At 64.2% G+C, this 12,167-nt stretch carries 15 protein-coding genes; 8 read left to right on the forward strand and 7 right to left on the reverse strand.

Features of this window, described 5'->3' with window-relative positions; all coding sequences use genetic code 11:
• Positions 1-43: 43 nt before the first annotated feature.
• Positions 44-991 (forward strand): diguanylate cyclase, encoded by a 948-nt coding sequence (locus CH294_RS20530; protein WP_094738933.1) that lies wholly within the window; start codon positions 44-46, stop codon positions 989-991.
• Between the two features lie 3 nt (positions 992-994).
• Here CH294_RS20530 and CH294_RS20535 read toward each other — a convergent pair whose 3' ends face one another.
• The gene (locus tag CH294_RS20535) at positions 995-1,591 is read right to left on the reverse strand and encodes a CHAP domain-containing protein (RefSeq protein ID WP_094610198.1); all 597 of its coding nucleotides are present in this window, start codon (positions 1,589-1,591) and stop codon (positions 995-997) included.
• Positions 1,592-1,638: 47 nt separating this feature from the next.
• Between CH294_RS20535 and CH294_RS20540 the strand changes: the two genes are divergently transcribed.
• Positions 1,639-2,418 (forward strand): NAD-dependent deacylase, encoded by a 780-nt coding sequence (locus CH294_RS20540; RefSeq protein ID WP_283164518.1) that lies wholly within the window; start codon positions 1,639-1,641, stop codon positions 2,416-2,418.
• A gap of 48 nt (positions 2,419-2,466) precedes the next feature.
• On the opposite strand, the gene CH294_RS20545 is transcribed toward CH294_RS20540, so the two are convergent.
• The 4 genes from CH294_RS20545 to CH294_RS20560 all read right to left on the reverse strand — a co-directional run bounded on the left by CH294_RS20545 (position 2,467) and on the right by CH294_RS20560 (position 5,446).
• On the reverse strand, positions 2,467-3,528 hold the full coding sequence (locus CH294_RS20545) for a hypothetical protein (protein WP_094704731.1): 1,062 nt from the start codon (positions 3,526-3,528) through the stop codon (positions 2,467-2,469).
• Positions 3,525-4,385: an ABC transporter ATP-binding protein gene (locus CH294_RS20550; RefSeq protein WP_094704732.1), complete on the reverse strand. Its 861-nt coding sequence runs from the start codon at positions 4,383-4,385 to the stop codon at positions 3,525-3,527. The genes CH294_RS20545 and CH294_RS20550 overlap by 4 nt, the downstream gene beginning before the upstream one ends.
• Entirely contained in the window at positions 4,382-4,783 is a 402-nt protein-coding gene (locus CH294_RS20555; protein WP_032403970.1) for a GntR family transcriptional regulator, read from the reverse strand. The genes CH294_RS20550 and CH294_RS20555 overlap by 4 nt, the downstream gene beginning before the upstream one ends.
• Before the next feature lie 81 nt (positions 4,784-4,864).
• Positions 4,865-5,446, reverse strand: a complete 582-nt coding sequence (locus CH294_RS20560) for a TetR/AcrR family transcriptional regulator (RefSeq protein ID WP_094738934.1) — start codon at positions 5,444-5,446, stop codon at positions 4,865-4,867.
• Positions 5,447-5,522: 76 nt separating this feature from the next.
• Here CH294_RS20560 and CH294_RS20565 point away from each other — a divergent pair, with 76 nt between their 5' ends.
• The 3 genes from CH294_RS20565 to CH294_RS20575 all read left to right on the forward strand — a co-directional run bounded on the left by CH294_RS20565 (position 5,523) and on the right by CH294_RS20575 (position 8,873).
• Positions 5,523-6,095 carry a dihydrofolate reductase family protein gene (locus tag CH294_RS20565; RefSeq protein WP_032403972.1) on the forward strand — a complete coding sequence of 191 codons (573 nt, stop codon included), beginning with the start codon at positions 5,523-5,525 and terminating at the stop codon, positions 6,093-6,095.
• A gap of 74 nt (positions 6,096-6,169) precedes the next feature.
• A complete protein-coding gene (gene secA2, locus CH294_RS20570) occupies positions 6,170-8,473 on the forward strand; it encodes an accessory Sec system translocase SecA2 (protein ID WP_094738935.1) in 2,304 nt (767 codons plus the stop codon).
• Positions 8,466-8,873, forward strand: a complete 408-nt coding sequence (locus CH294_RS20575; RefSeq protein WP_052077718.1) for an META domain-containing protein — start codon at positions 8,466-8,468, stop codon at positions 8,871-8,873. The genes secA2 and CH294_RS20575 overlap by 8 nt, the downstream gene beginning before the upstream one ends.
• Positions 8,874-8,885: 12 nt before the next feature.
• On the opposite strand, the gene CH294_RS20580 is transcribed toward CH294_RS20575, so the two are convergent.
• Positions 8,886-9,473, reverse strand: coding sequence for a TetR/AcrR family transcriptional regulator C-terminal domain-containing protein (locus CH294_RS20580; RefSeq protein WP_032404063.1), 588 nt, complete (start codon positions 9,471-9,473; stop codon positions 8,886-8,888).
• 123 nt (positions 9,474-9,596) lie between these two features.
• On the opposite strand from CH294_RS20580, the gene bioB reads away from it, so the two are divergent.
• From bioB to CH294_RS20595, 3 genes are read left to right on the forward strand one after another with little or no spacing between them, the layout of a single operon-like run.
• Positions 9,597-10,589: a biotin synthase BioB gene (bioB, locus tag CH294_RS20585; RefSeq protein WP_094738994.1), complete on the forward strand. Its 993-nt coding sequence runs from the start codon at positions 9,597-9,599 to the stop codon at positions 10,587-10,589.
• Positions 10,590-10,611: 22 nt separating this feature from the next.
• Positions 10,612-10,836, forward strand: coding sequence for a hypothetical protein (locus CH294_RS20590; RefSeq protein ID WP_032403974.1), 225 nt, complete (start codon positions 10,612-10,614; stop codon positions 10,834-10,836).
• A gap of 6 nt (positions 10,837-10,842) precedes the next feature.
• On the forward strand, positions 10,843-11,430 hold the full coding sequence (locus CH294_RS20595; RefSeq protein ID WP_094738995.1) for a DUF2567 domain-containing protein: 588 nt from the start codon (positions 10,843-10,845) through the stop codon (positions 11,428-11,430).
• 13 nt (positions 11,431-11,443) lie between these two features.
• Here the strand turns inward: CH294_RS20595 and CH294_RS20600 are convergent, their stop codons facing one another.
• Positions 11,444-12,142, reverse strand: a complete 699-nt coding sequence (locus CH294_RS20600; protein ID WP_094738996.1) for an NUDIX domain-containing protein — start codon at positions 12,140-12,142, stop codon at positions 11,444-11,446.
• Between the last annotated feature and the right edge of the window lie 25 nt (positions 12,143-12,167).

The following is a 12,167-nucleotide window of genomic DNA, read 5'->3' on the forward strand; positions in this document are numbered from 1 at the left end:
CGTCAACGTCAAGTCCGTCTGCCTCGCCTTCCCAGGGCCGGGCGTGGTAGCGCGGCGTATCGTCGGGTCGTCGTGTGAGTCGTCGTGGCTCGCACCGTTCGAGGAAGAGACCTGGCTGAAGATGGTCGACGCCGATCGTTGGTACAGGGAAATGTTCGAGGCCAGCACGGTCGGATTGGCGCTTGCCGACGAAGACGGACTGCTCGTTCTCGCCAACGAGGCCTACGCAGCCATCGTCGGGTGTCCTCGTGAACGCCTGCCCGGCAGATCTTCTCGTGAGTTCACCCATCCCGACGACTTGGGCCAGCACGCCGCCATGGAGCAGATCATGGACGACGCGAAGTCTCGAGGGGAATCGGTTCACGTCGAGAAGCGCTACCTGCATGCCGATGGCACAGTGCGGTGGGGTTGGATCTCGGCCAGTGAGGTTCCGGGACCGGAGGGTCGAAGGTGGACGATGGCCGTTGTGCACGACATCACCGATCGAAGGCGCGTCGAGGACGACCTGCGCGTAGCTGCACAGACCGACGCCCTGACCGGACTGCTCAATCGGCGCGGATGGCGAGATCGGTTGCACCAGTTGACCACACCGCCGGGGGACGAGGGCGCGGTTGCGCTGGCCATGATCGATTTCGACCGCTTCAAGTTGTACAACGACAAGTACGGCCACGGCCGCGGTGATCAACTGTTGGTTCGGTTCTCCGCTGCTGCGGCAGATCTGCTCGGTGGCCGAGCCTCGATCGCGAGATGGGGTGGGGAGGAGTTCGCTCTCGCGATGCCGGGAGTGGGATCGACGACGATGGCCGCCGTGCTGACCGAGCTCGCCGCCGTCGTTCCCGACCAGCAGACATTCTCCGCGGGGCACACGACGTTGCGACGAGGCGAGTCCGTGGACGACTGCTTCGATCGTGCAGACATGTTGCTCTTTCAGGCCAAACGAGATGGTGGCGCGCGATCGTACAGCGACGGAAGCCGCCGATCCGGCGAGTGAGCGTCAGCTCGCCAGTCGGCCGAATCCGACCACGCCGGAGTCGGATCCGTAGTGCAGGGTGTGAACTCGGATCTTGCCGGCCTCGTTACCTCCGACGGTGATGGCCTCGTCTCCGTCGACCGCCACGATCACGTTGGTGTGCTGGCCGATCCAGCTGCTGTTGTCGTAGAGCACCACGTCACCCACCGACGGCGTGTAGCCACCGACGGCCTCGAATCGACCCTGCTCCTGGTAGTACTCCTGCAGGGTGTAGACGCCGGGTATGCGCCACGAACCGGAATTGGGGTTCGACAGCGGCATATCCGCTTCCTTCATGATCCAGCTGACGAAGTCGGCGCACCAGGCTTCGTCCACACCCTCGGCATAGAAGGTTCCCGGGCGCTGCTGCTCGTGCTCGGTGCGCAACAGTTCCACCACTCGGGCCTGATCGGCCGTCAGTTCACCGGTGTTCACCTCGGGAAATGCCTCGGTGTCCCACGGGAGGTATCGGCTCGGGGCCAGCCACAGAACACCAACGACCGCAACCACGACGACAGCCGTGCACGCCGCCACCCACAGAGGCCACCGTCGTCGAGTACGCGCGCTGGTGTCGATGCTCATGCCACCACGGTAGCGCGACCGGGCACACAGCTTGGCACAATGAGGACGTGACCTTCCCTCGTGACCTGCCGGCCCATGCTGTTCCAGAGCCTGTGGCGGACGCTGCCCGCGAAGCGTCGCGCATCACCGTTCTCACGGGTGCGGGGATGTCGGCCGAGTCGGGGATCGCAACTTTCCGTGACGCCCAGAGCGGGTTGTGGAAGGACTTCGATCCCAAGGATCTCGCCAGCCCCGAGGGCTGGATGGCCGACAGCGATCTGGTGTGGGGTTGGTATCGATGGCGAGCGGAACTGGTCAGACGCTCCGAGCCCAACGCCGGTCACGTGGCACTCGCACAATGGCAGCAGCGGGCGCACGTCGACATCGCCACCCAGAATGTCGACGACCTCCACGAGAGAGCCGGAGCCACGGTGTTGTCACATGTGCACGGATCTCTGTTCGAGCCGTATTGCAGCGACTGTGGGACACGGGCAGTGCTCGACGCCGGTGCCGCCGACGCACCGGCCGAGGCGGACCAGCGGGTTCCGCCGCCGGAATGTCCGTTGTGCGGCGGGCTGATTCGGCCGGGCGCGGTGTGGTTCGGCGAATCGCTACCCGAGGCCGCGTGGGACGCGGCCGAGGACGCCGTCCGACGTGCCGACCTCGTTCTCGTGGTCGGCACGTCGGGAGTCGTGTACCCGTTCGCGGGACTGCCGGCGATCGCTCGTAGCGCCGGAGCCACGGTCGTCGAGATCAACCCGGTCGAGACCGAGGTCTCGGACATGGCCGATCACCGGTGGCGCACCACTGCGGCGGCGGGGCTGCCGGCCCTCGTTGCGCGACTGTGAACACCGAAACATGCTGTCGCCTCAGCCGTTTGCACCGACCGCGCTACCTCAGGGCCGCAGTCTTTTGACCAGTAGCAGGGACAGTCCTCCGAGAAGACCGGCGATCAGCAGCGTCAGAGCTGTCTCGATCGCCTGGAACCGCCAGAACAGTCGATCCTCGTGGTACTTCGTCTCAAAGGCGTCGGCACCCTGAGCTCGGGTGCAGTCGATCTGTGTGCGAGCGTCCTCCGCGGCACGGAGATCGGCGTATTCCTCGTACTGCGCGACCGTCTCGAATTCGCTCATGTCCCGGTAGTTGTCGGGCCACGTGCACTTCTGCAGGTCGATCGCTACGGGTGTTCCCTGGCCGTCGACGTAATCCGCCGACACGTTCCATCGCGGATATATCGAGATCGATTCCAGTGGCCGGTAGTAGTCCGGTGTGCCGCCGTACATGTCGTTCATCTTCTGCTCGAGTGTCTGGGTCTCGACCGCGGGAGTCGCGTAGTGTTCGCGAATCTGCGTCGGCAGCAGCGCCAGGAAGGCAGTGGACAGCACGACAGTGGTGATCATCGCGGCGACGGTGTTCCGCATGGCCAGCGCGCATGCTGCGCCGAGCATCAGTCCGGCAGCCGTATACCCGCCCGAAACGAATCCCGTTGCGCCGAAGGTGGGGAAGTCCAGGCGTGATTCGCCGGTGCTGATGAAAGTGAACGACCCAGGCGAGGTGCGATATTTCGCCCAGTAGAGGGCGCATCCGAGCAACGCCATGGCGAGGATCGTCGGAACGAACACGACCAGTACGCGCACGCCGTACCACCGTCGTCTGCTCACCGATTGGGTAAGACCGAGTACGTGAGTTCGACGTTCGAGATCGCGGGAGAAGACGGTCACGCCGACGAAGGCACCGAGAACGACCGGCAGTGCGATCGTGAGCAATATAGCGATGGTCTGGGCGGTCTCGGCTGTGCAGTAATCCTCCTGGAACCCGAAGCATCCCCGAATCCCGGTAATCGGTGCGACGCCCCCAGCAAGTTTTGTGATCGCAATCGTGATGGTCGCCAACAGAAGTGGGGTCAGGACCCCGAGCAGAATTGTCGCGCGGAATTGTCTCCATGTCACCCAGATCATGCCGCTACCTCCGAACCGAGGTGTGCGAGTACAACGTCGTCCACGGTGGCGTCCTCGACGGTCCAGCCCGGTCGCGCTGTCTCCGGTCGAGTGCCGTGGACAACGAATACTGCTGCACTGGAACCGGATACGTCGGAGATGATGGTTCCGTTGTCAACGGTGGGTTCGGCATCGGTGCTACCGACGAGCAGGTAGTGCTCGGCGGTGACGGTATCCAGGTCACCGTCGAGTCGAATGCGGCCGTCACGCAACAGGAGTAGTCGGTCGGCGACGTCGACCAGTTCCGACAACACGTGCGACGACAGCACGATGCTCGTGCCGTTCTCGGCCGCGTCGCGCATCAATGTCCGGGCCACAGCGCGGCGGGCAACCGGATCCAGGTCTGCGAGAGGCTCGTCGAGCAGCAGTACCTCCGGGCGCCGACCCAGGGCCAAGGCCAGCGCGACCCGGGTGCGGTGGCCGGGAGAGAGTGACTTGACGCGTGCCGAGACGGCTATCCCCGCTGCGTCCACGAGTTCTGCCGCATACGCATCGTCCCAGTGCACGTTGGTGTTTCGGCCGAAGCGGAGAGTATCGGCGACGGTGAAGTGTGGATAGAGAGGTTTGTGCTGAGCGAGGTAGGAGAGGCCGGGCGCGATGCCGCGCTGGCCCACGGCTTCGCCCAGTACTCGAATGTTCCCGGAGTCCGGTGTGAGCAGTCCGACCGCCAACGACATCAGAGTCGACTTGCCTGCGCCGTTGGAGCCGACCAACGCTGTGACGCTTCCTCTTTCGATGGCAAACGAGCAGTGGTCGAGGACGGTCTTTCGGCGGAACGACTTGACCACCTCGTCCATGGTGAGAACTGCGTCGGTCATGATCCGTCTCTTTCCGGTCGGTCGAAGTGGGTGTCGAGGGCAGCGGTGACGATGGCCTCGAGGTCCGGTCTGTCCAGTCCTGCTGCCAGGCAATGGCGAATCCAGCGGCCCAGTTCGTTCTCGAGGGCCGATCGTTCGGCCATGCCGGGTTTCGCCAGGGAGGCGACGACGAAGGTTCCCGATCCGGTCCGTGGTTCGACCAGGCCTTCTCGTTCGAGTTCGCGGTAGGCCTTGAGCACGGTGTTCGGGTTGATGGCGAGTGCCGTGACCACGTCTTTCGCTGTCGGGAGCTTGTCGCCGACAGTGAGTGATCCGAGGCGCAGGGCCTGTTTGGTCTGCAGTATCAGTTGGACATATGTGGGGATGCCGGACTGACGATCGATACGGTATGCGATCACCAGGACCCTTTCACTAGTTGATTAGTGGAAGACGGTAATGCGGACTCGTCTGTTTGTCCAGGTTGTGCGGTCAGTGGATGGTCAGGGCATCGATGAGGAATGCAGAAGGCCCGCAACCAGGGCGTCGACAACCTCGTCTGTCGAGGTGTCCGGATCGATCGGGTACGTCAGGCGGTCGAGCAGAAGGCCGTCGATCGCGTAGTGGAAGAGTGCAACTTCCTGGCGCCCCCCGGGTAGTCCTGCGGCGAGGTTGAATTCGACGTCGGCAGAGAAATTCGAGCGCTGCCAGCTACCGAGCATCTCCTTGATCTCCGGTCGTCTCGATGCCTCGAGCCGCAGCTCGAACAGCGCGAGTGTCACGTCGCCGTTCGCGAGGAGTCGGGCGACGATGTCGCGGATGTACGCGCCGAACAGCTCGGGGCTGGGGGGTTGCGCGGCGAGTGGTTCGTGGACCTCGGCGTCGGGGGCGAGTCTCTCGCCGATCCGCTCGATCAGTCCGGCAATGATGTCGGCGCGGGTCTTGAAATAGTTCGATGCCGTTCCCTTGGGCACACCTGCTTCCTCGTCGATCGCGCGGTGGGTCAGTCCGCGCGCTCCTTCCGCGGCGAGCAGGCGAAGTCCGGCGTCGGCCAGTTCGGAGCGTCGGAGTGGGTTGCGAGCCATGGAAACAGACTAGCGGAACCACTACGGATGTCGTAGTCTGAAGCAACCACTACACCCGTCGTGATCGGAGAAGCTCATGCGTGAACTGGTCTATTACGTTGCCGTCAGTCTCGACGGCTACATCGCTGCCCCCGACGACTCCTTCGCCGACTTCCCGATGCACGGCGACCACATCGACATGATCCTGCGTGAGTACACCGACACCATTCCGACGCTTGGCCTTCGGGCGACGGGCCTGACCCCCGACCTGAGTCGTTTCGACACCGTGCTCATGGGGTGGAACACGTACAAGGCCGGTGGAATCCATCCCCCGGAGGGTCCGTACGGCCACCTGAAGCAGTACGTTTTCTCGCGCGATCACTCGGGCGTGGAAGCGGCCGTGACGCTCACCGGTGAAGATCCCGTAGCGGTCGTGCGAAAGCTGAAGAGCGAGAATGGAAGTGGGATCTGGCTGGCCGGGGGAGGGATGTTGGCGTCGGCTGTGGCGGGCGAAATCGACAGGCTGATCCTCAAGGTGAACCCGATCCTCCTCGGCTCGGGTAAGCGTCTCTTCGCCGAGCGTGCGTACTCACCGATCCGAAGTCGCCTCGTGGCCAGTACCCCCTTCGAGTCCGGGGTGGTGGTGAACGAGTACACGGTCGATCGATGATGGGGAACCGAGGACGACGTCACACTCGGTACTGTGGAAAGGAACGTTCTTTCTTTCTCAGGTAGGGATTGCACATGGCTTTGGGCTCCGACCGGTTCTGGCGTGTACTCGGACGCTCCGCGCAGAAGGCGCAGAGCACGTCCCGTCAGCACGTCGACCGAGCCCAGGAGCACGCCGAGTGGGCGGCCGCTCTGGACGACAGCGACTTGGCGACAGAGGCGACCGCACTTCGCGTCGACAACGCAGCGCGGCTCGATGTTCCGCGGTACCTCGCGTTGGTGCGAGAGGCGAGTGCGCGAACACTGTCCATGCGGCCCTTCGATGTACAGCTCCACGGTGCCGTGCGACTTCTCGCCGGCGATGTGGTGGAGATGGCGACCGGTGAGGGCAAGACGTTGGCCGGCGCCATCGCTGCCGTCGGGTACGTCTTGTCCGGGCGCGCGGTGCACGTCGTCTCGGTCAACGACTTCCTTGCGCAACGCGATGCACAGTGGATGAAGCCGTTGTTCGAGGTTCTCGGTATCACGGTCGGGTCCATCGGTGAGGCGTCGAGCGCGCAGGAGCGTCGCACCGCCTATGCCTGCGACATCACGTACGCCTCGGTCAACGAGGTCGGCTTCGACGTCCTGCGTGATCATCTGGTGAACGATCGACAGGATCTGGTCTCGCCCGTCCCGGACGTCGCACTGATCGACGAGGCCGACTCCGTGCTGGTGGACGAGGCGCTCGTCCCACTGGTGTTGGCCGGTTCGGTATCGGGTGACGTCTCGACCTCGACCGTGATGGACGCAGTCCGATTGTTGGACAAGGGTGTTCACTACGACACCGATGCCGAAGGGCGGAACGTTTTCCTCACCGACGAGGGTGCCCTGCGGATCGAGAAGGAGCTCGGCGGAATCGATCTGTACTCGGAACAGCATGTCGGATCGACCCTGGTGGCGGTCAACGTGGCGCTGCACGCCCAGGTGCTGGTGCAGCGCGACGTCGATTACATCGTTCGTGACGGACGGGTTCAGCTGATCAACGCCTCGCGTGGACGCGTCGCCGAACTTCAGCGCTGGCCGGACGGGCTGCAAGCGGCAGTCGAGATCAAGGAGGGGCTTGCTCCCACCGAGACCGGCGAGATTCTCGACACGATCACCGTGCAGGCATTGGTCAATCGGTACGCCACGGTGTGCGGCATGACCGGAACGGCCATGGCGGCGGGGGAGCAGCTTCGGACGTTCTACAGCCTCGGCGTCTCGGTCATCGAGCCCAACGTGCCGACGGTGCGCGTCGACGAAAACGACCGTGTGTACGACACGATCGAACACAAGAACGCTGCAATTGCCCTGCAGGTGAAGGAAATTCACGAGACCGGGCAGCCGATTCTCATCGGAACCCATGATGTCGCCGAGTCCGAGGCTTTGGCGTCGACTCTCACGGCCTCGGGCGTGGACGTGGTGGTGCTCAATGCGAAGAACGATGCTGAGGAGGCAGCGGTCATCGCCGCGGCGGGAGTGCACGGCGCGGTGACCGTGTCGACTCAGATCGCCGGTCGCGGAACCGATATCAAGCTCGGCGGTCCCGACGGTGCCGATCGCGAACGTATTGCCGAGCTCGGCGGACTGTTCGTTCTCGGCACCGGTCGCCACACAACCGAGCGCCTCGACAACCAGCTCCGGGGACGCGCAGGTCGGCAGGGAGATCCGGGTCGTTCACTGTTCTTCGGCAGCTGGGAGGACGACGTCGTCAAGAACAACATCGGTGACAAGGACGCACCGAAGGGTATCGACGACAGCGGAATGTTCACCTCGCCGGCAGCGGCCGACCGTGTCGATCACGCACAACGCATCGCCGAGGGCCAGATGCTCGAAATACATTCTCGTACTTGGCGCTACAACCAGTTGACGGCTCAACATCGCGAGATTCTGGATCGCAGCCGCGCGACGTTGCTCAACTCGGACGAGGCGTTGACCTTGCTCGAGGCGCACTCGCCGAAGCGCTCGAAAGAGCTTCGCGACACCGTCTCGGAGGAGACGCTGATCGAGGTCGCTCGCCAGATAGTTCTGTACCACCTCGATCGATCGTGGTCCGATTACCTCGCGCACCTCGCAGACGTGCGTGAGAGCATTCACCTTCGGGCATTGGGGCGCGAGAATCCGCTGGACGAGTATCACCGCATTGCGGTCGAAGCATTCAAGACGGTGTCGTCGAAGGCGATGGATCTCTCGCACGCCACCTTCGAGTCGGCCGACATCACCTCCGACGGAATCGATCTCGACGATGCCGGTTTGCGTCGACCGACGTCGACCTGGACGTACATGGTGCACGACAACCCGTTCGCGTCCCGCGGAAATGCCGGTGCGGCCGGCCTGGGGCCGATCTTCGGTGGCTGACGCGCGGCGCGCGTTGGTCGCTCTCGCGTTGGGCGTGGGCGCGGTGGCGTCCGGGTGTGCCGACTCGTACGGCGAATTTCCGGCCGACAAGATCTACACGTCCATCGACGCTTCCGACTCCTATGTGCCGGTGGACGGAACCACGATCAGGCTCGAATTCGCCGACGACCGAATCTCGGCGGAGGCCGGGTGCAACAGATTGTTCGGCACGGTCGACACCTCGCAGGGCAGGATCACCACCGATTCTCTCGGTTCCACCCGTATGGGCTGCCCACAGGCATTGATGGATCAGGACGCGTGGCTCTCGGAATTCTTGGCGTCCACGCCGCGGTGGTCTCGGAACGACGGCACCATGACCCTGGACAACGGAAGTGAACGGATCGTCTTCGCGGAGTCCTGATCGGCCGGACCTCTAGCGCCGGATCCGATCGGTTGTCGAGTGGCGGACTCCGTCGACGAAGAGCCGCAATCCGAAATCGAATCTGCTGGTTGGGTCCGGACTCTCGAAGATCGGGGACGCCTCGGGGGTGAGGGCTCCCGCGGAGTCCATCTGTAGACGCGATTGTTCGTCCACTGTCTGGCCGAGAACGTAGTACAGCAGGGTGTCGGCGGTCAGTTCCGCGTCGCGTCGCGGTAGTCCCGCGCGAATGCAGACGGCGGCAATGCGTTCGCGAATGCGATTGGTGGTCATCCTCGACGCGTAGGTCGCGGCGACGAGTTCGGCCCCGTCTCGACGGGAGAGAAGCGCGTCGCGCAGCCGATGCGCGATCTGCTCGATCTGCGTGTCCCACGCGCCCTCGGTGGGTGGGGCGTCGGCGCTGGACAGCAGATGGTCTGCGATCGCGCCGAGCAGGGTCTGTTTGTTGGGGAAGTGCCAGTACAGCGCACCGGGCTGCACGTGCAGGGACGTCGCAAGCCGTCGCATGGTCAGGTCGGCAAGGCCGTACTCGTCGAGAATGGCGATCGCGCCGTCCAGGACGTCTTGCCTGTTGAGTTGCACTGCTTCCCCCAAGTCGATCGACGCCTCGTCGCTTTGACAGTAGCCGAGGGCGGTGCCTAACGTGAACACCGTTCAACTTGAACGGTGTTCAATGTGTCGCCGTTCGACTACGAGGGGACCGGAATGGACATTTTGCGCACGGCCCGTACACAGGTGCTCGACGACGGCATCGCACTCGAACGATCTCAGGTTCTCGAGGTCCTCCAGCTCGGCGACGACCGTCTCGAGGAGGCGATGCTGCTGGCGCACGAGGTACGGATGAAGTGGTGCGGCCCCGAGGTGGAGGTCGAGGGAATCGTCAGCCTCAAGACCGGCGGATGCCCCGAGGACTGCCACTTCTGTTCGCAATCGGGGCTTTTCGCATCTCCGGTGCGCGCTGCCTGGCTCGACATCCCGTCTCTGGTCGAGGCGGCCAAGCAGACCGCGAAGACCGGGGCCACAGAATTCTGCATCGTCGCGGCGGTCCGCGGACCCGACGCCAGGCTGCTCGCCCAAGTCGCTGCGGGAATCGAAGCCATTCGAGGCGAGGTGGACATCGACATCGCGTGTTCGCTGGGCATGCTCGAGCAGGATCAGGTCGATCAGCTCGCAGGGATGGGCGTGCACCGCTACAACCACAACCTGGAGACCTCTCGCTCGTACTTTCCGAATGTTGTGACCACTCATACCTGGGAGGAACGGTGGAACACGCTTCGGATGGTGCGGGAGGCAGGCATGGAGGTGTGCTGCGGCGGCATCGTCGGGATGGGGGAGACGCTCGAGCAGCGAGCCGAGTTCGCGGCCGATCTCACCGCACTCGAGCCCGACGAAGTGCCGTTGAACTTCCTCAATCCGAGACCGGGAACCCCGTTCGGAGACCTCGATGTGCTGCCGGCATCCGATGCTCTGCGCGCCGTCGCCGCGTTCCGTCTCGCGCTGCCGCGGACGATTCTGCGATTCGCCGGCGGCCGCGAGATCACTCTCGGTGATCTGGGTGCACAGCAGGGAATTCTCGGCGGCATCAACGCCGTCATCGTCGGCAACTACCTGACGACGCTCGGTCGTCCGGCAGAGCAGGATCTCGATCTTCTCGGTCAGCTGCAGATGCCGATCAAAGCGCTGAACTCGACTATCTGATGGGCGTATTAGGGTGGGTCGAATGACGAGCGAGACCCACTACGACCCGTACACCGGTCGGCCTGTCGACGCCGGAGCCGAGGTGGGTGCGGATTCGTCGTCGGTCGCCGTCCGGCTCGGGTTGGAGCCGCCGCGGTTCTGCGCAGAATGCGGTCGCCGCATGGTGGTGCAGATAGTTCCCGACGGGTGGTCCTCGGTGTGCTCGCGGCACGGCCTGTTCGACTCGGCAGCGACGGGCAGGCGCTAGGTGTCCATGTCGGAACCGCTCGAAAGTCCGCCGCGACACAGCACCCGCCGGGTTCTGGCGGTGGTGGTAGCGATATCGGTGGCGCTGTCCGCACTGGGCGGCATGCTGTGGGGCCTATTGGTGCCCGCGCAGCAGTTGCTCGTGGTGGCGCAGGACCGCGGGGCGGCTCTGACCGGTGAAAGTCTGCACCGATTCGACGCCATCGCGATCTTCTCCCTCGTCTCGTTCGCGCTCGGTCTCGTCCTCCCGGTCGGTTGGTGGCTGTGGAAGTCGGAGCGGGGTCCACGCCTTTTCGTGGCAATCTTCGTGGGTGCGCTCGCCGGTTCGATCGCTGCGATTGTGGTCGGCAATGCTATTGCCGCCCTGCGGTTCCCGAAGGCCACCGACCCTGCAGTGGGCTCGATCGTCACGGTGGCACCGAGCATCGAGACCCCACTGGTGCTGATCGTCCAGGCGCTGACGGCGTCGTTGGTCGTCCTGCTGTTGGCAGCGATGAACCCCAACGACAATCTGCAACATACCGATCCCGAACCCGAGGACGTGGACGCCGAGCCGTTCCCGCCGCCGTCGTTCGATTCGAATCGGGCCGACTGACAGTCGGCCAGGTTCACGCCTGCGGAGGACGCAATGCAGCGAACTCGTCGGTGACCCGAATGCTGTTGTCGGCAAAGCGAAACAGAGCCGGCGGCCTGCCGCCGGCTCTGCCGGACGGTGCCCGACGGCCGGTGGGTTCGATGACGCCCCGACGGCTCAGTACTCGCTGCAGGTTGGTGGCATCCACCTGGTACCCCAGTGCCGCACCGTAGATTTCGCGCAGCGACGAGATCGCGAAGTCGACCGGAGCCAGTGCGAAGCCGATATTGGTGTACGACAGCTTCGCTACCAAGCGGTGTCGGGCGTGAGCGACGACGGTTCCGTGATCGAACGACATGTCGGGCAGCGCCGAAACCGGGTGCCACGCGGTGTCCGAGGGGAGTGTCGGCTCGGCCGATATCGGCACCAGGCCGAGGAACGTCGACGCGATCCGGCGATCTCCCGGGACACGGTCGGGTTCGCTGAAGATGGACAGCTGCTCGAGGTGCGCAACCGAGCGCACATCGACCTTCTCGGCGAGCTGACGGCGCGCGGACGCGGCGAGATTCTCGTCGTCACGCAGGGTGCCACCGGGAAGCGACCAGGTGCCGGCCTCGGGGTCGAGAGCGCGCTGCCACAGCAGCACCGCCAGTTCGGGGGTGTCCGGGTCGGAAAAGGCTCGAACTTGGAACACCGCGATGAGTACTTCGTGGACGGTGCTACGATGAATCATGTTTTCGATCATAGGTCGAAAACTT

This window comes from Rhodococcus sp. 14-2483-1-1 (assembly GCF_002259335.1).
Classification (GTDB): domain Bacteria; phylum Actinomycetota; class Actinomycetes; order Mycobacteriales; family Mycobacteriaceae; genus Rhodococcoides.